Below are 26,777 nucleotides of genomic sequence, written 5' to 3'. Positions count from 1 at the left end.
ATGGAGGGCCGGGGCGTTTCCCGCGCCGGCGCCAGGGGCGCGCGAACGAATCAGGACGCCTCGTCCTGCGCGTGATACTTGTGATAGAGGAAGCGTTGGCCGATGCGGCGGAACGGCGCGAAGCCGCGCCATTGCACGGTGCCGAACACGTTCGGGTATTGCAGCGCCGAATCGTAGATCGGCAGATCCCACGACGGGTCGCGCTGCCCCGCGATGCGCTGGGCGAGACGGCGTCCGGCATGCGCCGAGAACGACACGCCGTTGCCGCCATAGCCCACGGCGTAGAACAGGCTCTGCCGCGGATCGGGCTGCGTGACGCGCGGCATCATGTCGTGGCTCACGTCGACCCAGCCCCACCACGAGTAATCGACGCGAATGCCCCTGAGCGCCGGGAACTTGCGATGCAGCCCTTCGACGAGCACTGCCATGTGCTTCGGGTTCTGCGCGTCGGCGCCGGTAATCGAGCTGCGGCTGCCGATCTGCACGCGGTTATCGGGCAGGAGCCGGTAGTAGTAGCGCAGCGTGCGCGTATCGGTGATGACTTCACGCGTGCGGAAGTTCGTCGCGGCGAGTTCCTCCGGCGTGAGCACGCGGGTGACGAGCGAATTCGACAGGATCGGCATGATCTTCGCGCGCAACGCCTTCGTGACGTCGTTGCGCGTGTAGCCGCCCGTTGCGAACGCCACGGCTTTTGCGCGCACGACGCCGCGTGGCGTGCGCACATGATGCACGCCGTTGATCGTGTCCACGCCGAGCACCGGCGTGGACGGATGCACGCGTGCGCCGAGCGCGCGTGCCATGCGCAGATAGCCGAACGCGAGCTTGAGCGGATGCACGCCGATGCCGTCGGGTTCGTGCAGCGCGCCGCAGTTCTCCTGGTCGTCGACGTACTGCTCGCTCACTTCGGCGCGTGACAGGATGCGCGCGTCGTAGCCGAACACGTCGCGCATGACCTTCGCCTCGTTGCGCAGGAATTCCATCTTGCGCTCGCGATGCGCGATGTAGAGATGGCCGCCGGGCTGCGGCTCGCATGCGGGCACTTCGGCGACGAGCGACCTGAACGTCTCGAAGCCCTCGCGGATTTCGGCGTCCAGGCGCAGCGCGGTCGCCTTGCCCCAGCGGTCGATCCACTGCGAGCGATACAGACGCCCGCTGGCGTTCTGGCCCTGCCCGCCGTTGCGGCTGGTGCAGCCCCAGCATGTGCGGTTGGCCTCGAGCACCGTCGCCTTGATGCCATGTTCGCGGGCGAGGAACAGCGCCGTCGACAGCCCCGTGAAACCGGCGCCCACGATAACCACGTCGACGTCGGCGTCGCCGGGCAGCGGACCGTCGTCTTCCGGCGGCTCGCCCGCGGTGGCGACCCAGTACGTGGGCGCATATTCCATGCCCAGCCCGGGACCGGACGAGACTAACGGATCGTAAAGCGGATCGTATGGCGCAGCTTCGGAGCGACGATCCAGCGCGAAGGATTCAATCGTACCCACGTTAGGCTCCTGACAAAGTTGCGCTCATACTGCCAAGAACATTTTTCCGCGATTAGTACCACCGCCGCTTTGTGATGGTGCCAGTCAGAAGCGGCGCCGCAGCCGCGTTTTCGCGCGGTGTGCCGCGGCCCTCTGGCACCACAGTTTCCTGCCATGTGGCTCTAAACCCCGAGAATTTTGGCCGGGGATACTGGACCGGACCGTGCGCCTTGGTACTTCCTTAAGACCTTCTTGGTACCGCGCGCAGCCAAGCGGAGACAGAGCATGCTCAGAGTGTTGATTGGCCTTGGATTGCCGTATCTCGGCGTTGTCGGATTGCTGCCCTGGGCGGCCTCCGTCGATCGGTACGTGTTGGGCGTGCCGTTCATTTACGGCTGGATTTTTCTTTGGTTCGTGCTGACGTCCGGCTGCTTGTGGCTGTGCTGGACGCTCTTTGACCGTCACGCCGCCGAAGACCCGGCGTGAGGCCCGGTGCAGGCCGCGCCTCGTTCGCGACAAGCGCGCGATTTGCCGCCTGCGCCCGCGCACGCGAACGCCCTTCGGCGGGCTGCGCGCCGATCGCTCGGGCAGCGCCTCTCGCCTACTAACGTCTCACCCGCGGTCTCACCCGCGAATCTCCGGAGATTGCGTCGATGGCAACCCTCATCTTTGCCGGCTTCATCCTGTTGTCGGTCTATCTCGCGCTGCGAGCGCGCGGCGGGCGCGGTCCGCAAAGCGTGCACGATTTTTTCGTCGCCTCGCGTCAGTTCGGCGCCTGGCTCGTGTTCTTCCTCGCCGCCGGCGAGATCTACAGCATTGGCACGATGGTCGGCTTTCCCGGCGGCATCTACGCCAAGGGGCCGACTTACGGCGTGTGGTTTCTCGGCTACATCCTGCTTGCCTATCCCGTCGGTTACTTCCTGGGGCCGCGGATCTGGGAGGCTGGCAAGACGTACAACGCCATCACGCTGCCCGACCTGTTCAAGGGACACTTCCGAAATCGCTTCCTCGAACTCGTCGTGGCGATAACGGCGATCATCTTTCTGCTGCCGTGGGGGCAGTTGCAGTTCACCGGTCTGGTGGCGGCGCTCAAGGGGCTCGGGTGGAACTTCCAGCCGCTGTGGCTCATTTGTTTTTCCGCGTTGCTGGCGTTCGTCTACATCGCCATTGCGGGCGTGCGCGCGTCGGCCTACATCGCCGTGCTCAAGGACGTGCTGATGGTCGCGGCCATCGTCGTCACGGGCGTGGCCGTGGCATGGGAGGCGGGCGTGACGCCGGTGTTCCAGGCGGCCAGCCAGCATGTGAGCAATGCCATGAACACGCAGCAACTGACGTTCGCGATGACGACCATCGTGTTTCAGTCGCTTGGCATGTACGTGATGCCGTTCGGTGTGCAGAACTTCTTTACCGCCAAGAGCGCGGCGACGATCCGGCGCACGCAGGTGGCCATGCCGCTCTACATGCTCATGTACCCGTTCCTCGTGCTCGCTTCGTATTACGCGATCAGCCGCAACATCACGCTGGCATCGCCGAACGAAGCGTTCTTCGCCGCTGTCACGCAACTGTTGCCGCCGTGGCTGGTCGGGCTGGTGGCGGCCGGCGCGGCGCTCTCGGGCCTGCTCGTACTCGCCGGCATCTGCCTGGCGCTCGGGCCGATCGTCACGCGCAACATTCTGTCGGGCATGCCCGAGCATCGCCAGAAGGCCAGTTCCAAGGTCGTGATCGTGCTGTACCTGCTGGGCTCCATCGTGCTCACGCTGCTCACGCCGAACCTCATGCTCACGCTCATCAACATGGCTTATTACGGCGTGACGCAGTTCCTGCCGGGCGTGATTGCCGTGGTGTTCCGCCTGCGCGTGCGCGCGTTGGCGGTGGCCGCCGGCGTGCTCGCCGGCCAGGGGCTGGCGCTCGTGCTGTACTACCGCAACCCGGACCTCGGCGGCGTGAACCTCGGGCTGATCTGTCTCGTGGTCAACGTCGCGGTGATGTCGATGCTCAACCTGCTGCTCGGCGGCCGTCCCGCACACACGATGGACGCCGGCGTGGGCGCGCTTTCCACCTACAAGAAGTGACGATGACAGACAGAGACAGCAAGACCGAAGTACCGGGCGACGTTCGCGTCTATGTCGCCCGCAAGATCCTCACGATGAACCCCGCGCAGCCGGTAGCCACGCACGTGGCGGTGCGCGACGGCCGTATCCTCGCGGTTGGCGGCGCGGACGACATGCGCGCGTGGACCCGCGTCGCGCCGGACGAGACGTTGCGCGACAAGGTGCTGATGCCCGGCCTCGTGGAAGGGCATTGCCACTTGATGGAAGGGGCCATGTGGGACGCCGTGTACGTCGGCTACTACGACCGGCGCGGCCCCGACGGACGCCTGTGGGAAGGGCTCAAGACGCCCGCCGCGGTACTCGAGCGGCTGCGCGAGGCGCAGCGCGCAATGACCGACGACCACAAGCCGCTGCTCGCCTGGGGTTACGACCCGATCTTCTTCGAGGGCGCGCCGCTGGTCGCGCGCGACATCGACGCCGTGTCGATCACGCGCCCCATCGCGATTCTGCACGCCAGCGTGCATCTGATGAACGTGAATACCGCGATGCTGGCACTCGCGGGCATCGATGGCGATACCGATGTCGAAGGCATCGTGCTCGGGGAGGACGGCGAGCCCACCGGCGAGCTGCAGGAGTTCGCGGCGATGTTCCCGGTATACCGCGTGATCGGCGAAGGGCTGTCGATCGCCGCGAGCGAGAGCGTGCGCGCGATCTGGAATTTCGGGCGCGTCGCGCAGTTGGCCGGCGTGACGACGGCCACCGATCTGGTCAACGACCTGACGCCGAGCGGCAACGCCAATCTTCACGAGGCCACGGGCCACCCCGACTATCCGATTCGCATCGTGCCGGCGTTTGCGCCGCAGCGTTGCCCGCAAGGCGGGCCGCAGCGCGTGCTCGGCGCGCGCGAAGGCAACACCGACAAGCTGCACTACGGCCCCGTGAAGTTCATCGTCGACGGCTCCATTCAAGGCTTTACGGCACGTCTGCGCTGGCCGGGATATTTCAACGGCAAGCCGAACGGCCTGTGGTTGATTCCCCCGGCGCAACTGGTCGAAACGTTCCTGCCGTTTCATGCGGCCGGGCTGCAGATGCACATCCACACGAACGGCGACGAAGCGACCGAGGTCGTGCTCGACGCCATCGAGAAGCTGCTCGAGCGGCATCCGCGCGTGGACCACCGGCATACGCTGCAGCACTGCCAGATGGCCGACGCGGCGCAACTGACCCGGGCGAAGCGCCTGGGCATGTGCGTCAACTTCTTCGCGAACCACGTCTACTACTGGGGCGACGCGCACTACTCGCAGACGATGGGGCCGGACCGGGCCAACCGCATGGACCCGGCCGAGCTCGCACGGCGGATCGGCCTGCCGTTCGCGCTGCACTCGGACGCCCCGATCACGCAGCTCAATCCGCTGTTTACCGCCTGGTGCGCGGCGAAGCGCCAGACGTCGTCGGGCCGCATTCTCGGTGAGTCGCTACAGCTCCCGATCGCCGACGCCCTGCACGCAATCACGCTGGGCGCCGCCTTCACGCTGGGCATGGAGCACCTGATCGGCAGTGTGGAAGTGGGCAAGTACGCCGACTTTGCCGTGTTCGACGAGGACCCGTCGGCCGTCCCGCTCGACCGCCTGCGGGCGCTGCCGGTGTGGGGCACCGTGTTGGGCGGCAAGCTGTTTCGCTCGCCGGCCTGACGCCGTGGACGCCACGGCGGCGGCGCGCCCGCCGATTCCCATGATCGTGCTCGGCGGCTATCTCGGCGCCGGCAAGACAACCATCGTCAACGCCCTGCTGCGCGGTGCGCACGGCATGCGAGTGACCGTGCTCGTCAACGATTTCGGCGCGCTCAACGTCGATGAAGCGCTCATCCGCGAGCGCAGCGACGACGTGATTGGGTTGGAGAACGGCTGCGTGTGCTGCACCATCGGCGGCCGGCTCGTCGAGACGCTGATCGCGCTCGGCGAGCGCGATCATCGACCGGATCTACTCGTGATCGAGGCAAGCGGCGTGTCCGATCCCCTGAGGATCGCGCAGGTCGGGTTGCTCGACCGGGCGTTTCGCCTGCATGGCATCGTCGTGGCCGTCGATGCGAGCAGCATCGAGCAAACGCTCGAAGATCGCTATGTTGGCGATATCGTGCGCAGGCAGCTCGCGGCGGCGAGCACGCTGGTCATCACCAAAGCCGATCTTGTCGCGCCGCAGGCGCTGCAAGCGGTACATGCCCGGTTGCGCGCGCTGGAGACGACGCGAATCGTCGTCACCGCTGACCATGGTGCGGTGCCGCCGGCCATTCTCTTTCCCGACGAAGCGATCGCGCTGCCCGGGCTGCTGAGTCCACGGCCGTTGCGCGCCGCGGCCGGCGCTTTACCGGCAGGACTGCGCAGCTTCGATTGGCAGACGACGCGTGCGCTCGACCGCGCACGTCTGAAGGCGGCGCTCGCGCTGTTGCCCGACAAACTCCTCCGGGCCAAGGGCTTTGCCGTGACCGCCGACGGCAGCGCGGTCGAGGTTCACGTCGCCGGCAAGCGCGTCGCATTCACGCGACACCCCGGTCTGGCGCGGCAAGGGACGACGCTCGTCTTCATCGGCATGCTCTCGGACGCGGATATCGCAAGCCTGACGGGCGCCCTGCAAGACGCCATCGTCTGACCGGGGCCGTCCGCTTCGGCGGCCGGTGACGTTAATCGCCGGCGACGTCGATCGCTTTCCCTGCACAGCACCGCAAAAAAAAGCGACGGCATGGCGCCGTCGCTTTTGCTTCTCTATCTGCCTCGCGGGATTTCGCAGGCGGCCCGCCGGCGGTCCTGGCGGGCCCCGGCGTGGGTCAGAGGTCGAACGTCAGAGGTCGAACGTCAGAGGTCGAACGTCAGAGGTCGACCGTCAGAGGTCGAACTCCGGATCGGGCGCGCGCAGCTTGCGCCAGATGGAGCGAACGGTGAACGCCACGAGCAGGACCGTCAGGCTGACGACGCCGAGTGCCAGTGGCGTGCGCTGATCCGGAATGAACGCCATCGCGCCGACGATGGAGAGCATGCCGACGATCGCCACCCAGGTGAGGTACGGGAAGCCCCACATGCGCACCTTCAGCTTGCCCGGCGCCTCGCGTTCCAGCCGCTTGCGCAGCTTCAGTTGCGAGAATGCGATGAGCACGTACACGAAGATCGCGACGGTGCCGTAGGAGTTCACGAGGAATGCGAACACCGTGTCGGGCGAAACGTAGGACATCACCACCGCGACGTAGCCGAATAGCGTACCTACCAGAATCGCCCGCACTGGCACGCCGCGCGAATTCAGCTTCGCCAGCGAACGCGGCGCGTCGCCGCGGCGTGTCAGCGCGAACAGCATCCGCGACGACGCATACAGGCCCGAGTTCAGCGCCGAGAGCACGGCGGTCAGCACCACGGCGTTCATGATGTGGGCGGCGGCGGGAATGCGCATCGCTTCGAGCGCGCTCACGTATGGCGTGGCCATCCCGGCGGAATTCCAGGGCACGAGCATCACCACGAGCAGGATCGAGCCGATGTAGAAGAACAGCACGCGGCCGATCACCGAGTTCGTGGCGCGCGCCACGGCCTGTTGGGGCTCGGCCGCCTCGGCCGCTGCAATCGTGACGATCTCCGCCCCGAAGTAAAAGCCCGTTGCGGCGACCGCCCCTGCCATCACGGGACCGATGCCGTTGGGCATGAAGCCGCCGTGCGAGAGCAGGTGCCCGGTGCTCGCGACCGCGCCGGGCCACATGCCGACAACGAACAGTGCGCCGAGGAACAGGAACACGATGATGGCGGCCACCTTGATCGAGGCGAACCAGAACTCGAACTCGCCATAGGACGCTACCGACACGAGGTTGGTCAGCGTGAGCACGACCAGCAGCGTGAGGCTGATGGCCCATGCGGGAATGTCGGGCAGCCAGAACTGGATCAGGTTGGCGCCCGCCACCGCTTCGACAGCGACCACGATCACCCAGAAGTACCAGTACATCCATCCCGTCAGAAAGCCGGCCAGCTCGCCGCCGACGGGCTTGTCGTTCCAGGCCAGGCGAGCATATTCGTAGAACGAGCCCACGGCGGGCAGCGCGCAGGCCATCTCGCCGAGCATGCGCATCACCAGCACGACGAGCGCGCCCGTGATCAGAAACGACAGCACCGCGGCGGGGCCGGCCGCGTGTACCACCACGCCGCTGCCGACGAACAGACCGGCGCCGATCACGCCGCCCAGCGCGATCATGCTCATGTGCCGTTGCTTCAGGCTCGATTGCAAACGCGTATTGTCACGATTGGCCATGGCGACCTCCCATGACGTGGCGCGCGGCGCGGCAGAGAATGTCGGGGGATTGGGGGATACGGAAAAACCGGGGGGAACGGAAAAAATGAGCGACGCCACGCCGCCCGTGCAATGTCTCGACTGCCACACAACCTCCTGAATGCCTTGTTTGACGCAGGTGCGGCCGGGGGAACCGCCCTGCGTCTCTTGTGATGACCAACGGACCGCCTGTGTCTTGCCTTGCCTCGTCAAACCTTGCCCTTCCACGGCACCAGCACGCGCTCGAGATAGCGCATGATCAGATCGAAGCCGAAGGCGAAGAAGCCGATCACGATGATCCCCATGATCACGATGTCCGACGCGAGAAACTCCGCCGCGTTGAGCACCATGAAACCGAGACCGCTCGATGCCGCCACCATTTCGGCGGCCACCAGCGTGGTCCAGCCCACGCCGATCCCGATACGCATGCCCGTGAAGATCTCCGGCAGCGCCGATTTCACGATCACGTGCATGACGATCTGACGCGGCGATGCCCCCATCGAATACGCCGCGTGAATCTGTTCCATCGAGACCGAACGCACCCCGGCGCGAGCTGCGATGGCCAGCGGCGCGAAAATGGCCAGATAGATGAGGAACACTTTCGAGAACTCGCCGATGCCGAACCAGATGATCACGAGCGGCAGGTACGCCAGCGGCGGCAGCGGACGGTAGAACTCGATGGGCGGGTCGAACACGCCGCGCGCAATGCGCGACACACCCATCAGAATGCCCACGGGAATCGCCGTGACGCAGGCGAGCGCGAAGGCGCCGAATACGCGGTAGAGGCTCGCGAGCGTGTGCTGCCACAGCGTCGAGCCGGCGAAGCCTTCCGTCGAGACCTGGACGAATTTCTCCACGATGGCGCGCGGTCCCGGCAGGAAGAGCGGCTTGATGAGCCCGGACGAGGTGATCGCCACCCACAACAGCAGCAACGCGACGACGGTGACGATGCTGATGGCGAGGCTCGGGCCCTGGCCCGGTGCGCCGAACGATTCGCCCGCCTTGACCGGGCGTGGTGCGAACATGTGCGCGAAGACGCCGCGCTGACGCGCGGGACGCGCACGTGTAGTGGCTGACATGGGCGGCTGGCCGGCGGCGCCGGTCGGCGACGCATGCGAGGTGGCGACAGGTTTGGTCATCATGATGGCTACGTCTCCTGCGGGTAAGTCAGGCGGCGACCGCACCGGCGGCCGGCGCTGTCGCCTGGCCGGCGCGCTCGTCGCCGTAGATGATGCTGAGCACGGTTTCGCGCATCGCGATGAAATCGGGGCTCGACTTGATGGCGCGCGCGTCGCGGCACTCGAGATAGCGCTTGTTGAAGTCGAGTTCGTAGGTGTGCGTGATGCGCCCCGGGCGCGGAGACATCACGATCAGACGGCTCGCGAGGAAGAGTGCCTCCTCCACGCTGTGCGTGATGAAGAAAATCATCTTGCCGGTCTCGCGCCACACGTCGAGCAGCAATTCCTGGATGGTCTCGCGCGTGAGCGCGTCGAGCGCGGCCATCGGCTCGTCCATGAGCAGCATCGACGGGTTGCACGTGAGCGCCCGCGCGATCCCGACGCGCTGCTGCATGCCGCCCGAGAGCTGATAGATCATGTGATTGTGGAAGTCCTGCAGGCCGACGAGGGCGAGGTTGCGCGCGGCGCGGGCGCGTCGCTCGGTCTTCGGCACGCCTTGCAGCTTGAGACCGAATTCGGTGTTCTCCATCACATTGAGCCAGGGCAGCAGTGCGTGCTTCTGGAACACCACGCCGCGATCGGCGCCCGGGCCTTCGATGGGGGCGTCCCCCAGGAGCAGTTCGCCGGACGTGGGGGCGATGAAGCCGGCCATCAGACTGAGCAGCGTGGTCTTGCCGCAGCCCGAGGCGCCGAGCGCCACCACGAAGTCCCCGGGCGCGATGGTCAGATCGACGTGCGCGAGCGCCTGCACCTGCTCGCCGGGACGCCGGCCGGGATATACGACGCTGACGTCGTTGACGATGAGTTGTTCCATGAAGCCCTTCTCCTGTCGATCCTGCGATCGGGGAGGGCTGCCGCGCCGGCGAATACGCTCCGGCGTAGCGGCCCCGGCACGGCTTACTTCAGTTTCAGTGCGGCGTCGACGTAGCGCGAGGTCACGTATGGCGCGTAATCGGCCTTGACGGCGTTGATTTTCTGCTGGCCCTTGAGGAACTCGGCCGTGTCCTTGAGCGCCTTGGCCGCACGGCTGTCCTTGCCGCCCCCGAGCCATTCGGCCGACGCCTGTTGCTGCGCCGACGGATAGGCGTACAGCGAGAGTGCGCCGGGGACGTCCTCCGGCTTGCCGCCGATCATCTTCACGATGGCCTTGACCTGCGGCGACGCCGCGGTCCAGGCGGCCTGGTTCTGACGGTAGGCGGCGTCGGCGTCCGCAATCACCTTGACGAACTTCGCCATGAACTCGGCGTTCGCCTCGCCCCATTTGCGATCGACCGCGATGCCGTCAAATGTCGGCTTGCCCTGTTTCGACAGTTCGCCCGAGGTGATCAGCACATGGCCGCTCTGCTTGATCTGGGCGAGCGCCGGATCCCATACATAGGCCGCATCGATGTCGCCGCGCTCCCATGCCGCCACGATCTGGTTCGGCTGCATGTTGAGCACCGTGACCTCGTTCGGCTTGATGCCCCACTGCTGCAGCGCGAACATCGTGTGGTAGTGCGTGGTGGAGACGAACGGCACGCCGATCTTCTTGCCCTTGAGGTCGGCCGGCCCCTTGATGTTCGATGCGTTGCGCACGACCATCGCCTCGGCTTTGTTGATGTCGTCGAGAATCCAGAACAGCTGCAGGTCAAGCCCTTGCGAGACGGCCGCCGCCATCGGGCTCGAGCCCAGCACGCCGATCTTGATGTCGCCCGACGCGAGCGCCGTGGCCACCTTTGCCCCCGACTCGAACTGGCGCCAGTGGATCTTGTAGCCGGTCGCCTTTTCGAATTCACCGCTCGCGATGGACACCAGCCACGGGTCGACGATCTGCTGGTACGCGATCGTCACCTCCTTTTCCTGCGCCCGGGCCGGCGCAGGCAGCATCAACGCCGAGGCGAGGGCCACGGGCAGCGCGGCTGCCGCCAGCGCCGTGGCGGCGAACACCCGTCGCAGCCGGTTCGGAATTGCATTCATGGTTCACCTCTAATCGGTAAGTTGTCGGTGGAACGCGAGGGTTTGACGCACCAGGGGTTACGAATCGGCGCCAAGTGACTGCATCATTGCCGCGCGTCTTTTTGTTCGTTAGAGCCAGTTGGCCGCATTTGATGATGCCAACTGGTCCAGATCCCCCGGAATGGCCTTGCAAACCGCATGAATGCTCGATTCGGCCCTGGATTTCCACGACTGCGGATAAACCCGAATTCGGAATTAACGTCACCGTCTGATGAGTAATAATTGACGTTCTGGAAGTGACAAGACGAGGGGACGCAATGTCGAGCCGGATTTCTGCGGCGATGTGGAACCAGTTGTTTCTGATGTCGGCGCGCGCGGGCATGGGATTGCAGAGCCAGATTCGCCAGATGCTCGTCTCGGCGATCCTGGACGAGCGTCTCATGCGCGGCGCGGCGGTGCCGTCGTCGCGCGAGTTGGCCGAAGGGCTGGGCGTGGCGCGCAACACGGTGGTGCTGGCCTACCAGCAACTGGTCGACGAGGGTTACCTGATCGCGCGCGAGCGGCGCGGGTATTTCGTGAATGGCGACATTCTGGCGCCTCGCGTGGGCACGCAGAACACGTCCGCGTCAGCGCCCCGCGCAGCCGCGCCCGGCGCCATGCCCCCGCTCGATCCGCTCACGCCGGACTGGGAGGGCCGCTACGTGGTGCGGCCGTCCGCGCAGCGCAACATCGTCAAGCCGATCGACTGGCAGCAGTACCAGTACCCGTTCATCTACGGGCAGTTCGACCCGACCATGTTCCCCACGGCGGACTGGCGCGAATGCTGCCACAAGGCGCTTACCGTCATGGAGATTCGCGACTGGGCGCCGGACATGATCGCGCGCGACGACGAGACGCTGATCCAGCAGATCCGCACGCGCGTACTGCCGCGCCGCGGCGTGTGGGCCGACGCCGATGAGATCGTGCTCACCAATGGCGCGCAGCAGGCGCTCTATCTGCTCGCCGATCTGCTCGTCGGGGCACGCACGACCGTCGGTATCGAGGACCCCGGCTATCCCGACGCGCGCAATATTTTCGCAATGCGCACGCCGAAGCTGATCGGCCTGCCCGTGGACGAGCATGGCGTGCCGGTCGACGAGCGTCTGTCGCAGTGCGACTACGTGTACGTGACGCCGTCGCACCAGTGCCCGACCACGACCACCATGCCGCTTGCGCATCGCGAGGCGTTGCTGCGCCGTGCCGAGACCGACGACTTCGTGCTGATCGAGGACGATTACGAGAGCGAGAACAGCTATTCCGACATTCCGATCCCGGCGCTCAAGAGCCTGGATCGCAGCGATCGCGTCATCTACATCGGCAGTCTGTCGAAGTCGTTCGCGCCGGGCCTGCGGCTGGGCTACATCGTCGCGCCGGCCGCGCTTGTGGCGGAATTGCGGGCGTTGCGCCGGCTGATGATCCGGCACCCGTCGGCGTTCATCCAGCGTTCGTTCTCGATGTTCCTGGCGCTGGGGCATCACGACGCGCTGCTGCGCCGTCTGGCGGACACCTATGCGAGACGCGCGGAGGTACTGAGCGAGGCGCTTGCGGCGCATCTGCCCGAAGTGTCGTTCGTGCATGTGAAAGGCGGCGCGTCGTGCTGGGTGCGCGGCCCGCAGGCGCTCAACGCCAACGTGCTGGCGGCGCGCGCGAAGTCGCGCGGCATTCTGATCGAGCCGGGCGACGTGTTCTTTATGGGCGACGCCCCCCCGCGCAACATGTTCCGGCTCGGCTTTTCCTCGATACGGCTCGAGCATATCGAGGCGGGCGTCATTGCGCTCGCCGACGTGTTGCGCGAGACATTGGCGGAGGCGGGGCGCCCGGCGTCGTGAGTGCCGCCGGCCCCCGGGGGCGAGCGTACCTCAGGGCATGCCGTTGCGGCCGAACCGACGGAAGCCTTCGCGCGCGCAAAGACGCTCGTAGTACGACGACACGCCTTCCATGCGCGGGTGGTCGATCGGCGTGCTGAACCAGCGATGCACGGACAGACCGATAGGGATGTCCGCCAGCGTGAACGCCTCGCCGCTGACGAAGGCCTGCGTCGCCTGCAGTTGCGCGTCGAGCACGCGCATGAGGGCCGTCCAGCCGGCGATATCGGCGGCAAGCGTGCCGGCGTCGTCGTAGCCGGGCATACGCCGCACCAGGGACTTGAACGGATAGCGCCACGCCGCGTTCAGATCGGACGCCTGCCAATCGACCCATTGGTCGACTCGCGCACGTTCGCGCGGGGCGCCCGGGTAGAGGTCCGTGCGCTCGCGCGACGCGGCGAGATAACGCAGGATGCTATTCGATTCCCACATGACGAAACCGTCATCGTCGATCACCGGCACCATCCTGTTGGGATTGAGCGCGGTGAAGGCGGGGGCGTCGAGCCTGCGTGAGGCATCGCCATCCCCCCACGGCTCGTTGTCGAACGCAATGCCGAGTTCGTGACAGAGCCACAGCACCTTGCGCACGTTGATGGAATTGGGCCGGCCGAGAATGCGGAGCATGCGAAACCTCGAAAGGTAGGTCGATGAGCTCGATTCTAGGGGCCGGGCGCGGGCGGCAACAGATACAGATTCGAGGCTTGCGGGCGGAACAGGGCAAACACGCGCGCGCGGGGATACGTCCTGCCGCCGCGATTCGCCTGCCGATCGGCGGCTCGCTCGCGGCGGCGCCTTGCCGGACCGGACGCAAAAGCCGGGGGGGCGCCACGCCGTGCCTGTGGGGGCAGCGGAGCGCGAAGCCTTCAGGCGGCGCCGAATTCCATCGGGAAATCAAGCGCAAAATCAAGGATCTCGTGTCGTTGGGAGCACGAAGGAAAGGGTTTGGAAAACTGGTAATCTCTTCGTTTTTTCAGCCCCGCGCAGTCGATGATTCGTCACCACGGCATGGACAGGTTGGCCCGCGTCTGCACCTGTCTGTCGGCAAGCCTGATTACCGTTCTCCTCACCACCGGTGCGGTGTATGCCGGCGCATGCCGACCCGCCGGCGCCGCCGACACCGGCGCGAAGCGCCCCTCGATCGGCCTCGTGCTGTCCGGCGGCGGAGCGCGCGGGTATGCCCACCTCGGCGTGCTCCAGGTGCTGGAGGAAAACCGTATCCCTGTCGACTGCATCGCCGCGGCCAGCATGGGCGCCATCGTTGGGGGGCTTTACGCGAGCGGCATGAGCGCTGGCGACATGCGCCACCGGCTCGAGAACATCAATCTGGCCGACATCGCGTTCGATATCGTGGAGCGCAGTGATCTGCCGCAGTCCGAGCGCGAGGACCAGCGCTATTACGTCAACAGCTTCTCGCTCGGCTTCGGCAACAACGGCTTTCAACTGCCGGCCGGCCTCGTGCAGGGCAATCGTCTGCAGGCGCTGCTGCAGGACTGGACGGCCCGGTTTGCCGGCAGGGTGAAGTTCGACAGCCTGCCGATTCCGTTTCGCGCCATCGCCACGGACCTGCGCACCGGCGAGATGGTCGTGCTCGATCACGGTTCGCTCTCGCAGGCGATTCGGGCGAGCATGGCGCTGCCCGGACTATTCTCGCCAGCCGAGGTCGATGGGCGCACGCTGGTCGACGGCGGCATCGTCAGCAATCTGCCCGTCGAGACGGCGCGTGAGATGGGCGCCGATATCATCATCGCCGTCGACATCGGTTCCCGGCTGCGTCCGCTCGACGCGCTGGCCTCGCCCGCCGACGTGATGCAGCAGATGATCGGCATTCTGATCCGGCAGAACGTGGCCCGCCAGCGCGACAAGCTCAATGCCGGCGACGTGCTGATCCAGCCCGATCTCGGCAATCTGACGTTCGCGGACTTCCAGGACGCGGGGCGCGCGATCGACGCAGGCGTGGCCGCCACGCGAGCCGCGCTGCCCCAGTTGCGGCACCTCGCGGTGTCCCCGGCCGACTACGCCGCGTGGCGCGAAGCGCACGAGGCTCGCCGGTCGCCGGGCCTGCCGGCGCCGCGCATTGCGAAGGTCGAGATTCGCTCGCGGGGCGTGGTCTCGCCGGAGAAGATCAGACGCGCCGTGCACGTAAAGGAGGGCGACGTCTACGATCCCTCGCAAATCAACAAGGACCTGATCGCGCTGTCCAATCAGGGCGATTTCGAGAGCGTTACGCAGCAGCTCGTGGATGAGAGCGGGCAGAACACGCTCGTCATCGATGCGCAGGAAAAGCGCTGGGGGCCGAACTTCCTGCTGTTCGGGCTCGGGCTGTCGGCGACGAGCAAGGAGGAAGGCAACTTCCGGATGCACGTCGGCTATCGCCGTCCGTGGCTCACGCAGAACGGGCTCGAAGCGCGCGTCGACAGCACCATCGGCAGCGATCTGCTCAATCTGCACATGGAGTTGCGCCAACCGGTGCTCAACGCGTGGGGCGCGTATGTCGCGCCATATGTCGAGGTGCAGCGGCGCCACGCCAACGTCTACGACGATTCGGGCGACGTGCGAGTCACGCGATATCGGATCACCTCCGAGCGGGCCGGCGTCGATTTCGGCATTCCGCTCTCGCACTACGGCGAGTTCCGCCTCGGCGTCGCCTACACGCATGCGAACGCCACGCCGCAGTTCAACTTGCCGATCACGGACGACAACGACGTGCCGCGCGGTCTGCTGTTCCCGGACATCTACGGCCGCCAGCTCAGCGCCCGCGCACGGCTGCTCATCGATCAGCTGGACGACCCGCAATTTCCGCGCCGCGGCTATTTCCTCGAGATGCGCGCCGAGCAGTCGCTGGTGTCCGCCGACCAGAAGACGACCGAGGTCTACGGCAAGGCGCTCGGTGCGGCGAGCTTCGGCCGGCACACGATCAGCGCGAGCCTCGAGGCCGGCAACACCTTCGGCGGCCCGAACCTCGCCAATCCGCTCGGCTTCACACTGGGCGGCTTCCAGCATCTGTCTGCCTACGCGGCCGATCAACTCTCGGGGGCGTCCATGCTGTACGGGCAGGTGACCTACATGAACCAGATCGCCACCTTCACCGCCTCGCCGATCCGGCGCCTGTTCGTTGGGATGAGTCTCGAAGCGGGCAACGTGTGGGACTTCGGCACGGGCTTCGGCCGCGGCTCGCTCAAGCGCAGCGCGACGCTCTTTACGGCGCTCACCACGGCCTTCGGGCCAATCTATCTGGGCGTCGCGCTCGCGCCTGGCGGGCGCAACAATCTCTACTTCCAGCTGGGTCGGACATATTGACGCGCAATGCCGGACGACGTGCCGGCTCAGACCTGGCCCGCCGGCCAGCTCATCTCGAAGCGTGCTCCGCCAAGGACGAGCGGGTCGGTCGCCACGATGCGGCCATTGTGCGCCTGGAGGACCTGCTGCGTGATGGCGAGGCCCAGCCCGTGGCCGCCCACGCGCCGGTCGAGACGGACGAACGCGTCGAAGATGCGCTTGCGCTCGCTTTCGGGAACGCCCGGACCGTCGTCCTCGACGTACACCTCGACGTTGCCGTGCTGCAAACGCATGCCGACATTGATACGCGAGCGCGAGTGCCGGGCCGCGTTGCGCACGAGGTTGCGCAGCGCGAACGACATCAGGCGCTTGTCCATCGCGACGAGCACCGAGGGCTCGAGCGTTTCGGCCAGCGTGATTTCCCTGTCCGCGTATAGCAGCGTGGCGTCGAGCACCTGCTGCGAGAACCAGTTCGCCACCGACGTTTTCTCGATGTTCGACTGGAGGGAGCTGTATTCCAGGCGTGCATACGTCAGGCTCATGTCGATCAGTTCGTCGAGCTCGGTAACGTCCTGATCGATGCCGGCGAGCGCCTGCTGTTGCGCATCGGCCGACGACGTGGGGTCGCGCAGAATCTCCAGCGCGAAGCGCAGCCGGGCGAGCGGCGTGCGCAGCTCGTGAGAAATGCCGTTGGTCAGGTCGCGCTGGGTGGCGATGAGCTTTTCCATGCGAATCGCCAGCGCGTTCAGCGTGCGGGCAAGCGGGCCGATGATGACGCTGTGCGACTCGCGCGCGCGTGTGTGAAAGCGTCCGCCGCTGAAGTCGATGGCACGCTCGCGCACCATGACGAGGTCGACCCACACGGGGCGCATCCAGCGATAGGCGACGATCGCCGGCAGGATCAGCGTGGCGGCGATGCCCGGCAGCAGGAACCGCGCGGAGAGCAGAAAATCGCGCGACACGGCGCCCGCCGGCGCGGCGAAGAGCATTGCGGCGGGCACGATCCAGATGGACAGACAGAGCAGCAGCATGCCGGTGTAGGTGCGCACGTACAGACGCGACCAGCTCGGGCGCCGGTCGGCGCGCGTGTCCGTCCAGGAGCGCCGAAAGCGCAGCCAGCGCAATCGATAGTGGCGATAGGGCCGAAACTTGGTCGATGGCATGCGTTGTCCCGATCCCGGCGCTCAATCCCAGCCCGATTTGTTGAGCTGATAGCCCTTTCCGCGCACGGTAAGGATGCGATGGGGCGCCGCCGTGTCGTCGTTGAGCTTGCGCCGCAGCTTGTAGATGCCGGCGTCGATCGAGCGGTCCAGTCCGTCGAACTCGAAGCCGCGCAACTCCTTGAGCAGTTCGTCGCGGGTGACGACCTTGCCGGCCGAGCGCGCCAGCGCCCATAACAAGTCGAATTCGGCCGACGTCAGGTCCGGCGTGCGGCCGTTGGGCAGCGTGACGGTGCGGCTTTCCCGATCGATGGTGAATTTGCCGAGGGTGATGGCGTCGGGCTGCGCGACGGGCGAGTGCCGCTGCACGGTGCGGCGCAACTGCGCCTTGATGTGCGCGAGCAGCACGCGCGGTTGCACGGGTTTGTGTACGTAGTCGTCCGCGCCCAGTTCCAGACCGAGCACTTCGTCGAACTCCTCGTCGCGGGCGGTCACCATGATGACGATGCCGTCGTAATGCTGTCGGGCTTCGCGGCAGATCTGGAAGCCGTCCTTGCCGGGAAGGTTGACGTCGAGAATGACGAGGTCGGGGCGCCGGCTGACGATCGCCTGAACGGCGAGCGCACCGTCGAGTACCGTGTCGACCTGATAGTCGTGCTTACGCAGGTACTCGGCGACCAGCGCGGAGAGCCGGATATCGTCTTCGACAAGCAGGATCCGTGTAGGCATGGTGGTGATTTCGATTGTCCGGAAACGGCCGCGGCGCGTTCGCGAGGCTTGCGATGTCATGGTGGAGCCGGCGTCGAGGCCGGTGCGCGCGCACAGCGGTTTCCCGTGTCTTTGTGGATTCTAATGGCTTGCGCCTTCCCCCGGTGACGAGCGGCCCATGGGCGACGCGTCCGACCATCAAGGCCGGCGCACCATTCAATGCGCCGCGGCAGGTGCGGCAGGCGAGGCCGGTGGTGCCGATGCGGCCGGTGCGACCCACGCGACGCACAGATGCTTCTGCCTTTGTTTTGCGTTCCGATGAAAGGAGAACAGGACGTCCTCGGTGGCGTCGATCTTCAGTGTGGGCCACTGCGCGAGCACCGAGCCGAAATCGGCGTCGTCGCAGCGCACCTCGGGCGTGCCGACGAGCAGTGCGCCGTCGCGCCGCACGCTCGCCTCGTCGATACCGCGCGTGTAGATGTTGGGCCGCGTCGCGCTCGACCATGCGGCGAGCAGTTGCGGATTGCCCGGCACGTAGAACGTCAGCCAGTGCGAGACCGGATGGCCGCCGACATAGCGCAGCGGGGCGCCGTACCGGTCGTGCCAGCGCTGTTCGAGCACAACGCCGAGCGTCTTCAGGCCCGAGAACTTCTGCCCGGCGTTCTTGACGTTCGCGCACAGGAAGAATGCATAGACCACGAGGACCACCGCGGCAGCGCCTGCGAAGCCCGCGATGGCGCGACGCACGCAGAGGTCTCTTCCGGGGCCGGCGCCGGCAAGGCAAGCGACCAGCAGCGCGGGCGCCGGCACGACGAACGGTTGCAACCATTCGGTCACGCGCCCGCCGTCGAACACCGTGAAATACGCCAGGATCGGCACGAGCGGCAGAAGAAGCACCTGGGCGAGCAGACACAACGGCGCCCGCGCTTCGGCCGAAGGTGGCCAGCGCAGCCGGGCGCCGCACAACAGCGCCACGATGGCGAGCACGGCCACCGGATAGAACGCGCAGGCCGCGGCTTTCGCACCACGCGGGTTCAACCGCTCGCGGATCTGATCGCCGACCCAGCGGAATGCCGCGAAGTCGTGATGCGCGAGCCACCAGAGGTTGGGCAGGACCAGCAGCAGGAACATCGCCACCGCGAGCGCGAACCACGGCGTTCGGCAGCGCCGACGCAACGCCGGCGAGACGAGCGCGAGCACGCACGCCATGCCGATGATCGCGAACGTCGAATATTTGGTCATGGCGGCCAGACCGGCCACGGCGCCGAACAGCGGCCACGCGGCTGGCGTGTCGAAGACGGCGCGCACGAGCAGGTACAGCATCCACGGCCAGAGCATGACCAGCAGATAGTTGTCGTTGTACGGCAGGATGTCGATGTTGAGCACGCCAGACACATTGAGGCTCAGCATGGCGAGCCACGCCAGATCGCGCCGGTGCGTGAGGCGCAGCGCGAGCTGCCAGACGCCAAGCAGGCCGATCGCCACACCGGCGAAGTGCGATGCATACCAGTAGACGCCCTGCGCCGGGCCGCGCAGCCCGATGGCCGGCCAGAATGCGAGGCCCGTCAGCCACGGGTTCTTGGGCGTGCCCCACTCGGCGTTGCGGGCCCAGTTGAGCGCTTCGACGGCGTCGTATGGCACGGTGGGGTCGAGCGCGCCGCTCACGAGCGTCCAGATCAGGCCGAAGAACGCGACGTAGATCAGTGGCGCACGGTACTGCACCCACAGGCGCTCCCACGCGTGTGCGCCCAGGGCGGCGCGGGGCGCCTTGCCGAAGGGCAGCGGGACGGAATCGGTGCCGGCCTCGGCGGACCGGACCGGGGAAATGGGCAACGCCATGACTTTCAGCTATCGCAGTGCTCGCGGGTGATGGAGGGCTGACGCCGGGCACAGGGCCTTCTCTCAGAACCGCTGCATGGTAGCCATGCCATATGGCTTGCCGTGTCGCGTTGTATGCCGTTTTTGTCGAGTTTTGTGATCGCGGCAAACCGTGGACGTCGCCGCTCGGGCGTCGAGCGCGTCGCGCGAGGCCGCCCGGCGGGGCGTTACGGCCGGATGCGGCTTCCGTTGGCGGCCGGTTCGGCGCATTCGCCGCATTGGCCTGAAAACAAAACGTCACAAAGCGGGCGGTCAATTGACAGACGAGACGAGACGAGACGAGACGAGACGAGACGAGGGCGACGGGCGACGGGCGACGGGCGGCGGGCGGCGGTGGCGGGCGGTCGGGCTCGCGAGCCTGGCAGGTCACGCCGCCGCGGCGCCAAGGCGCCGGCTCAGTGCGCTGAGCAGCGTGTTGCCCGCGAGCGCGAACAGCATGAGGAACAGCGCGACCGCCATGATCGTGTCGATGTTGCCGAGGTTCATCGCGTTGGACAGTTGGTGGCCCAGGCCCTTCTGCGACGCGAACATCTCGCCGATCAACACGCCGAGCAGCGTGAGCGAGAAACCCAGCCGCACGCCGGAGAGCACCTCGGGCAGGACGGCCGGCAGCACGACCCGCAGGGCGATCTGGCGCCGCGACAGATGCATCGCGTGCGCCGCGCGGAAGTAGACGGGCTTGATCTGCCGGATGCCGTTCATCGTGAAGATCAGAATCGGGATCAAGCCGTGCATGACGCCGAACGCCACCTTTGCGGCCAGGCCCAGGCCGAAGATCAGCAGCACCAGCGGGTACAACGTGACCTTCGGCAGGGAGTACAGATTGACGAGGATCGGCTCGGCCACGTTCGCCGCCAGGCGATTTGCGCCGAGCACCAGCCCGAGCGCAACACCGCCCGCGATGGCGATCACCAGCGAGAAGGCGAGTGCTTCGCCGGTCTGCGCGGCGTCTGCCCAGAACGACGCCGTGCCCATCATCGCCCAGAGTTCCCGCGCGGTCGCGGCGGGCGAGCCGAGGGCCGAGCCATTGAGCCAGTGGACCGTCTGCCACAGGCCGATCAGCACGAACACGACGGCGAGCGTGCCAAGCGGGTTGGGTTTCCTGAAGTCCATATGCAGCGGCCGGTTCAGCGACGACTGCGCGCTTGGAAGCGCGCGTCGATGTGGTTGAGTATGCCGTTGACCACGGTCACCGCGACGAGCACGGTGAGCATGAGCGCATACATGTCGGCGTTCTCGAAGTTGTTGTAGGCGTAGCTGATCGCGTAGCCGATGCCGGAGCCGGAGAGGATGAACTCCGAGGCGATCACGCCGATGAACGCATGCGACACCGCGAGCCGCACGCCACTGAAGAGGTGCGGCAAGGTTGCCGGCAGTTTGACGTGCCATACCGCCTGCCAGCGCGTGAGCCGCATGACGCGGGCCGTCTTCGAATACGAGCGCGGGATGCGGTCGAGACCGGTCATCGTCGCCGTCATCATCGACACGACCGCGAGCAACGTGGCAATCGCGATGATCGGCAGCGCGCCGACGCCGAACAGCACGATGAACACCGGATAGAACGCGAACGTCGGCACCGCGTAGTAGCTCGCGATCAGTGGTTCCAGCGCGCGGCGCACGCCCGGCAGCGCATGGATGACGAGGCCGGCGGCAAAGCCGAAGACCACTGCGCAGATCGACGCGATGGCGACGCTTGCGAAGCTCGTCGCGATGTCGCGGGTGAAGCGCCCCTCGCGGAGCAGTTCGGCCGCGTGCAGCGCCATCGCGCTCGGCGCGATCATGACGTCGGCCGGAATCGCGCCGGTGCGGCACAGCCACTCCACGAGCAGCACGAGACCTGCGACGACGGTCGTGCGAATGAGGCGTTCGGGGCGCATCATGGCAATCGCATCATGAGCTCACTGGCGGCGCAGGCCGGCGCCTGGCGCACCGTTTGCGCCAGCGGGGCGTTCGCCGCTCTCCATCGCCTTGAGCGATTCGGCGCGCAGCGTGTCCCACAGGCGTGCGGTGATTTCGCCGAACCTCGGGGCGGCCACGATGCGGCTGTCGCGATTGCGCTCCCAGCCCGTTTCGATCACGTCGATGAAGCGCCCTGGCCGTGACGACATCACGCCCACGCGATCCGAGAGGACGGCCGCCTCGTCGAGCGCATGGGTGATCAGCAGTACGGTCGCCGACGTCTCGCGCCACAGGCGCAACAGTTCGTCGCCCATGAGCATGCGCGTTTGCTGATCGAGTGCGCCGAACGGCTCGTCGAGCAGGATGAGGCGAGGCGCGATGACGAGCGTGCGCGCAATGCACATGCGCTGACGCATGCCGCCCGAGAGCTGCGCCGGGCGTGCGTTGGCGAACTCGCGCAAGCCCATGAAGCCGAGCGCGTAGGCCACGCGGCGCTCGATCTCCGCGCTGTCCACGCCCGCCATGCGAAGGCCGAAGCCGATGTTCTCGCGCACGGTGAGCCACGGGAACGAGGCGTCTTCCTGGAACACCACGCCGACGCCTTCGGGCACGCCCGTGACCGGTCGTCCCTCGAACTGGACAAGGCCGTCGCTCGGCGCAGCAAGCCCCGCGATGAGTTCGAGCAACGTCGATTTTCCGCAGCCGGACGGGCCGACCACGGAGAAGAACTCGCCCTTGCGCAATGTGAGGTCGACCGGGCCGAGCGCCTGCATCCGCGTTTTTCGCGATGTCTTCGGATCGGGCGCCCTGTAGTCTTTCGTCACGCCCGCGAGCACGACGTGCGGCCCGTGGCTGGCGTGCGGCGCACCGGCCTCGTCGACCAGATGCAGGCGCGAGCCGGGAGACGGTGGCGTCATAGCTGGCCCTTTGCCCGCACGTCGGCCGGCAGGAAGCGCGAATCGACCAGCTTCGCCCAATCCACGTCTTCCTTGATCTCGCCGATGAGCTTGAGTCCGCTGGCAACGCGCCCGAGCTCGGCGCGATCGAACTGGCCCTGGCTCCACATGTGCGACTTGACCATGTTGTCCACGGCTTCCCTGGCGACTTCGGGGGAAAGCTTGAACTGCGCGGCGAGCAGCTTCGCGGCGCCGGCCGGGTCGGCGTAGGTGGCGTCCACGCCGGCGCGGCGTCCGGCGATGATGGCGCGCAGCGTGTCGGGGTGCGATTGCGCGAAAGCGCGCGTCGTGATGCCGACCGAAGTCGTCATCGGCTTGAGCACGTCGCCGGCGCGATAGAGCGTGCGGTATTGCGACTTGCGCACGATCGAGAGTGGTTCGATGGCGACCGCGCCGGCGACTGCGCCCTGTTCGAGCATCGTCATGCCGTTCACGTAGCCGCCCGAGGCGACGCGCGTGACCTTCGCGGCGTCGATGCCCTTTTCGCGCAGCACCATCAGGAAGAGCATTTCGGACACGCTCTTGGGCGACGTAATGGCGACCTTCTTGCCGACGAGATCGGCGAGCGTCTTCACGGGGCTGTCCGGCAGGGTGACCATCGACGCTTCGGCGACGCTGCGCGTGCCGACGTTCACGATCACGATGTCCAGCCCCTGGCGGGCGGCGGCCAGCGCGGCCGCGACGGCGACTTCGCCGTATGGTGTCTTGCTCGCGAGAATGTTGCGCACCGTGGTGCCGCCGCCGCCCGAGCTGAGAATGCCGGTGATGTCCACGCCCGCCTTGCGGAACAGCCCGCGCTCCATGGCCACGGCGTAGGGCAGGCCGTACAGGCTGCTGCCCCACTGCGTAACGGAAATCTCTTCGGCGCGGGCCATGCGCGGGGCCGGCAGCGCGAGCGCAGCGGCCAGTGCGAGCAGGGACAGGGACGCGAGGCGGGCGAAGCGGCCAGGGCGAATCATGCGAATGATGCAATTGATGCGAGTGATGGAAGCGATGCCAGCAAAGCCGGCGATTGAGTACAACGGTTTCATCAGCAACTCCGGGTCAAGCCGACCGGCACACGACCTTGCGCCGGGAAAATCGAAGACGGGTGCGTCATGGGTCATGCGTCATGCGTCTTGTGTTTTTGTCGTGTGCCGTGTGTCGTGAAGCGCGGGCACCGGCCCGCCGCCATCGAAGGGGGGCTGCCGCCGCGCGCGAGGCCACATGATGAAGCATTTTGGATTTTCTCGTCTGACTGGACGGTTGAGCGGGATGACGTTCGCGGGTTTCATGCATTGACGATTCAGTCACCTGCGGCTCGGCGCCTTGCCTAGCCGACGCTCCGCTCCCGTAACGAACAGGCGGACATGATCGTCGAACGCCTGATCCGGATCTTGCGCGTCGAACGCCGACCAGCCGGCGCGCAGCAGCGGGTAGGCCTTTGCATCGACGTCCTCGCCCCGTGCGGCATTCGCGGGCGCGGCGCTCGAGGCCTGCTCTTCGAGCACCCAGCCCACGACGAAGCGGCTTATCGCGATCATCAGGCCGATCGCCTGATCCGGCGTGAAGCCGGCCTCGCACAACACGCGCGTCTTGGCCTCGATGTTCCCGAGCTGCGCGGGGCGCGGCCGCGTCCCCGCGTGCAGCCGTGCGCCGTCGCGATACGCGAGCAGGGCGCGCCGGAAACTGTGCGCGTTTGCCACGAGCCAGTCCTGCCAGCGCTCGCCGGGGCCGGGCGGCGTCTGCACGTGCCGCTCCAGCATGATGGCCTCGGCCATCGCTTCGAGAAGCTCCGCTTTGTTCTTGAAGTGCCAGTACAGCGTGGGTGATTGCACGCCCAAGCGCTCTGCCAGCCGGCGCGTGCTCAAGGCGTCGATGCCCGCTTCGTTGAGAAGCGCCAGCGCCGCTTGCATGACCGCGTCGCGACTCAGTCTGGGTGGAGTAGCGTCTTTCAAGGCTTTATCGCTGATAGGGAATGTGGAATAATACCTCTCCCTATCGATGATAGGGAAGCCAATGCCATCTGCGACATCGAATGACGAAACCCTTATATGTTCTGCTGGCCATCCTGTTGATCGATGCGGCCGGCATCGGGCTCATCATGCCCATCCTGCCGAGCCTGTTGAGAGAGGTGAGCGGCGGCGCGCTCAGCAGCTTTCACTACGGAGCGCTGGTGGCCGTGTACGCGCTCATGCAGTTTCTGTGCGCGCCGGTGCTCGGCGCGCTGAGCGACCGCTTCGGGCGACGCCCGGTGTTGCTCGTCTCGCTGGCCGGCGCGGCGGGCGACTATCTGATGCTGGCGTTCGCGCCGGATCTCGGCTGGCTTTACGTGGGCCGGATGCTCGCCGGCGTCACGGGGGCCAACATGGCGGTGGCGTCGGCCTACCTCACGGACATCACGCCCGATGGCCAACGCGCCGCGCGTTTCGGACAGATGGGCGCGGCCGCCGGCATCGGTTTCATTGCCGGGCCGGTGATCGGCGGCGTTCTCGGGGACATGTGGCTGCGCGCGCCATTCCTGCTGGCGGCGGCGCTCAACGGTCTGAATCTGCTGATGGCGGGGCTCGTCCTTCCTGAATCGCGCAAGCCAGCCGCCGAGCGTTCCGCCAGGGTGAATCTCAATGCCTTTTCGGCGCTACGCAGGCTCGGAGGCGAGCCGGCAGTGTTGCCCCTTGCCGGCATCTTCGGTGTGGTGGCGCTGGTGTCGCAATGGCCGGCGACCCTGTGGATTCTGTACGGGCAGGACCGCTTTGGCTGGAGCAACGGGATCGCGGGACTGTCGCTGGCCGGCTATGGCGTTTGCCATTCGCTGGCACAGGCGCTCGTCATCGCCCCGCTGGTCGCCCGCATGGGGGAAGTCCGCGCGCTCGTCTTCGCGGTGATCTGCGATGCGCTTGGATTGGCGCTGCTCTGCATAGCGAGTGCCGGCTGGGCGCCGTTCGCCCTATTGCCCCTGTTCGCGTTCGGCGGTATTGCGATGCCGGCGCTTCAGGCGATGCTCACGCGTGAGGTCGACGAGTCTCGCCAGGGCGAACTACAGGGCACGCTGGCGAGCGTGACGAATTTGCTCGGGGTGGCAGGGCCGCTGATCGTCACCGGCGTGTATGCCGCCAGTCGCGAGATTCACCCGGGGATCGTGTGGGCGGTGGGCGCGGCGGCGTACCTGCTGGTGCCGCCGCTGTTGCTCGGCTATCGCAAGGCCGGCGCTCGCGCGCGGCTTCGCGAGGCCCGATAGCGCATGGCGGGCGCCGCGCGGCATGGCGCGGCGCGGCACGGCACGACACGGCACGGCACGGCTGGCGTCCGTGGCAGCCCTGCGGCCTGCCGCTACGGAGTCGTCAGCCCCAGCGCGAGCGGAGAATGATGCTGCACACGTCGATTCGGGCGAAGGCCGGGTCCTTGTGTGCGAGGAAATCGTCGTTGAACGTGCCGAACGTCGTCGCGGGGCGGTGCTTCATGCCTTCATAGAACGCGTCGATCATCTCGCTGGCGAAATTGTCGCCGCGCGGGTAGGCGCCGACCACGGCGGCCCGCTGGGCGTCGGTGAACTGTTCGAAGCCGCGCCCCGCCACGTCCATGCCGGCGCCGGCATGGACCAGGGCGATCTCGGCGTGCATGTGCTCCGGAATACCCGGCGTCGTATGCAGCGCCACGGCGGTCCAGACCTTCTGCACATCCGCCTCCGGGACCCGGTGACTGCGCAGGAAATCGCGAGCGGCGTTTGCGCCATCCACTTCAAAGCGCAACTGGCTGTCGTGATAGTGCGGGGTCAGGCCAATGTCATGGAACATGGACGCAACATAAAGCAGCTCCGGGTCGAAGGGCAGACGCCTTTGCCGGCCGAGCATGGCGCCCCACAGGTACACGCGGGTGGAGTGTCTGAACAGCAACTCGCTGTGCGTGTCGCGAACGAGCTCGGTGACCTCGCGCGTCAGTTGGCTGTCGGGGATCATGTCGTCGATCGGTCCGTTCGTCTGCATTTCTCGTCTCTCGGGCTTTCGGAATGGCGCGACCGCGGTCGATTGACTGGGTCACGGGACAAAGCTACGCTTCTCACGGACCATAGAACAGTCCCAAGATCGAACAATCCG

General features: G+C 66.6%; 22 protein-coding genes. 7 read left to right on the top strand and 15 right to left on the bottom strand.

Annotation, left to right across the window (positions count from 1 at the left end; genetic code table 11):
- Nucleotides 1–50: 50 nt before the first annotated feature.
- The gene (locus PNO31109_RS00585; RefSeq protein ID WP_174966225.1) at nt 51–1,484 is read right to left on the bottom strand and encodes an NAD(P)/FAD-dependent oxidoreductase; all 1,434 of its coding nucleotides are present in this window, start codon (nt 1,482–1,484) and stop codon (nt 51–53) included.
- Nucleotides 1,485–1,748: 264 nt separating this feature from the next.
- Here PNO31109_RS00585 and PNO31109_RS00580 point away from each other — a divergent pair, with 264 nt between their 5' ends.
- From PNO31109_RS00580 to PNO31109_RS00565, 4 genes are all read left to right on the top strand, one after another.
- Nucleotides 1,749–1,949, top strand: a complete 201-nt coding sequence (locus PNO31109_RS00580) for a DUF3311 domain-containing protein (RefSeq protein ID WP_150553698.1) — start codon at nt 1,749–1,751, stop codon at nt 1,947–1,949.
- 167 nt (nt 1,950–2,116) lie between these two features.
- Entirely contained in the window at nt 2,117–3,535 is a 1,419-nt protein-coding gene (locus PNO31109_RS00575) for a sodium:solute symporter family protein (RefSeq protein WP_150553697.1), read from the top strand.
- Between the two features lie 2 nt (nt 3,536–3,537).
- A complete protein-coding gene (locus PNO31109_RS00570) occupies nt 3,538–5,205 on the top strand; it encodes an amidohydrolase (RefSeq protein ID WP_150553696.1) in 1,668 nt (555 codons plus the stop codon).
- Between the two features lie 40 nt (nt 5,206–5,245).
- Nucleotides 5,246–6,160 (top strand): CobW family GTP-binding protein, encoded by a 915-nt coding sequence (locus PNO31109_RS00565; protein ID WP_150554140.1) that lies wholly within the window; start codon nt 5,246–5,248, stop codon nt 6,158–6,160.
- 231 nt (nt 6,161–6,391) lie between these two features.
- On the opposite strand, the gene PNO31109_RS00560 is transcribed toward PNO31109_RS00565, so the two are convergent.
- The 4 genes from PNO31109_RS00560 to tauA all read right to left on the bottom strand — a co-directional run bounded on the left by PNO31109_RS00560 (nt 6,392) and on the right by tauA (nt 10,944).
- Nucleotides 6,392–7,792 (bottom strand): amino acid permease, encoded by a 1,401-nt coding sequence (locus PNO31109_RS00560; protein ID WP_150553695.1) that lies wholly within the window; start codon nt 7,790–7,792, stop codon nt 6,392–6,394.
- A gap of 227 nt (nt 7,793–8,019) precedes the next feature.
- Nucleotides 8,020–8,949, bottom strand: a complete 930-nt coding sequence (locus PNO31109_RS00555) for an ABC transporter permease subunit (protein WP_370749691.1) — start codon at nt 8,947–8,949, stop codon at nt 8,020–8,022.
- Between the two features lie 28 nt (nt 8,950–8,977).
- A complete protein-coding gene (locus PNO31109_RS00550) occupies nt 8,978–9,802 on the bottom strand; it encodes a taurine ABC transporter ATP-binding protein (RefSeq protein WP_150553694.1) in 825 nt (274 codons plus the stop codon).
- Nucleotides 9,803–9,885: 83 nt separating this feature from the next.
- Nucleotides 9,886–10,944 carry a taurine ABC transporter substrate-binding protein gene (gene tauA, locus PNO31109_RS00545; RefSeq protein WP_150553693.1) on the bottom strand — a complete coding sequence of 353 codons (1,059 nt, stop codon included), beginning with the start codon at nt 10,942–10,944 and terminating at the stop codon, nt 9,886–9,888.
- Nucleotides 10,945–11,240: 296 nt separating this feature from the next.
- On the opposite strand from tauA, the gene pdxR reads away from it, so the two are divergent.
- Nucleotides 11,241–12,791, top strand: a complete 1,551-nt coding sequence (gene pdxR / locus PNO31109_RS00540) for a MocR-like pyridoxine biosynthesis transcription factor PdxR (RefSeq protein ID WP_150553692.1) — start codon at nt 11,241–11,243, stop codon at nt 12,789–12,791.
- 30 nt (nt 12,792–12,821) lie between these two features.
- Here pdxR and PNO31109_RS00535 read toward each other — a convergent pair whose 3' ends face one another.
- Nucleotides 12,822–13,451 carry a glutathione S-transferase family protein gene (locus tag PNO31109_RS00535; RefSeq protein WP_150553691.1) on the bottom strand — a complete coding sequence of 210 codons (630 nt, stop codon included), beginning with the start codon at nt 13,449–13,451 and terminating at the stop codon, nt 12,822–12,824.
- A 363-nt stretch (nt 13,452–13,814) separates the two neighbouring features.
- Between PNO31109_RS00535 and PNO31109_RS00530 the strand changes: the two genes are divergently transcribed.
- Nucleotides 13,815–16,124 (top strand): patatin-like phospholipase family protein, encoded by a 2,310-nt coding sequence (locus tag PNO31109_RS00530; protein ID WP_150553690.1) that lies wholly within the window; start codon nt 13,815–13,817, stop codon nt 16,122–16,124.
- Between the two features lie 26 nt (nt 16,125–16,150).
- On the opposite strand, the gene PNO31109_RS00525 is transcribed toward PNO31109_RS00530, so the two are convergent.
- From PNO31109_RS00525 to tetR, 8 genes are all read right to left on the bottom strand, one after another.
- Nucleotides 16,151–17,266 carry an ATP-binding protein gene (locus tag PNO31109_RS00525; RefSeq protein ID WP_150553689.1) on the bottom strand — a complete coding sequence of 372 codons (1,116 nt, stop codon included), beginning with the start codon at nt 17,264–17,266 and terminating at the stop codon, nt 16,151–16,153.
- 21 nt (nt 17,267–17,287) lie between these two features.
- Complete coding sequence (locus PNO31109_RS00520) at nt 17,288–17,992, bottom strand: response regulator (RefSeq protein ID WP_150553688.1); 705 nt, start codon at nt 17,990–17,992, stop codon at nt 17,288–17,290.
- A gap of 195 nt (nt 17,993–18,187) precedes the next feature.
- Nucleotides 18,188–19,810 (bottom strand): glycosyltransferase family 39 protein, encoded by a 1,623-nt coding sequence (locus PNO31109_RS00515; protein ID WP_150553687.1) that lies wholly within the window; start codon nt 19,808–19,810, stop codon nt 18,188–18,190.
- 405 nt (nt 19,811–20,215) lie between these two features.
- The gene (locus PNO31109_RS00510) at nt 20,216–20,962 is read right to left on the bottom strand and encodes an ABC transporter permease (protein WP_150553686.1); all 747 of its coding nucleotides are present in this window, start codon (nt 20,960–20,962) and stop codon (nt 20,216–20,218) included.
- 14 nt (nt 20,963–20,976) lie between these two features.
- On the bottom strand, nt 20,977–21,729 hold the full coding sequence (locus PNO31109_RS00505; protein WP_206111382.1) for an ABC transporter permease: 753 nt from the start codon (nt 21,727–21,729) through the stop codon (nt 20,977–20,979).
- Between the two features lie 18 nt (nt 21,730–21,747).
- Nucleotides 21,748–22,665 (bottom strand): ABC transporter ATP-binding protein, encoded by a 918-nt coding sequence (locus PNO31109_RS00500; protein WP_241013988.1) that lies wholly within the window; start codon nt 22,663–22,665, stop codon nt 21,748–21,750.
- The gene (locus PNO31109_RS00495) at nt 22,662–23,735 is read right to left on the bottom strand and encodes an ABC transporter substrate-binding protein (RefSeq protein WP_244958106.1); all 1,074 of its coding nucleotides are present in this window, start codon (nt 23,733–23,735) and stop codon (nt 22,662–22,664) included. The genes PNO31109_RS00500 and PNO31109_RS00495 overlap by 4 nt, the downstream gene beginning before the upstream one ends.
- 258 nt (nt 23,736–23,993) lie before the next feature.
- Nucleotides 23,994–24,641 carry a tetracycline resistance transcriptional repressor TetR gene (tetR, locus tag PNO31109_RS00490; protein WP_150553685.1) on the bottom strand — a complete coding sequence of 216 codons (648 nt, stop codon included), beginning with the start codon at nt 24,639–24,641 and terminating at the stop codon, nt 23,994–23,996.
- A gap of 80 nt (nt 24,642–24,721) precedes the next feature.
- Here tetR and tet point away from each other — a divergent pair, with 80 nt between their 5' ends.
- Complete coding sequence (gene tet, locus PNO31109_RS00485) at nt 24,722–25,921, top strand: Tet(A)/Tet(B)/Tet(C) family tetracycline efflux MFS transporter (RefSeq protein ID WP_150553684.1); 1,200 nt, start codon at nt 24,722–24,724, stop codon at nt 25,919–25,921.
- Nucleotides 25,922–26,024: 103 nt separating this feature from the next.
- Here tet and PNO31109_RS00480 read toward each other — a convergent pair whose 3' ends face one another.
- The gene (locus PNO31109_RS00480) at nt 26,025–26,666 is read right to left on the bottom strand and encodes an HD domain-containing protein (protein WP_150553683.1); all 642 of its coding nucleotides are present in this window, start codon (nt 26,664–26,666) and stop codon (nt 26,025–26,027) included.
- Nucleotides 26,667–26,777: the final 111 nt, after the last annotated feature.

This window comes from Pandoraea nosoerga, from assembly GCF_902459585.1.
Classification (GTDB): domain Bacteria; phylum Pseudomonadota; class Gammaproteobacteria; order Burkholderiales; family Burkholderiaceae; genus Pandoraea; species Pandoraea nosoerga.
Note: the sequence above shows the minus strand (reverse complement) of the source record. Positions and strands in the feature narration are given on the sequence as shown.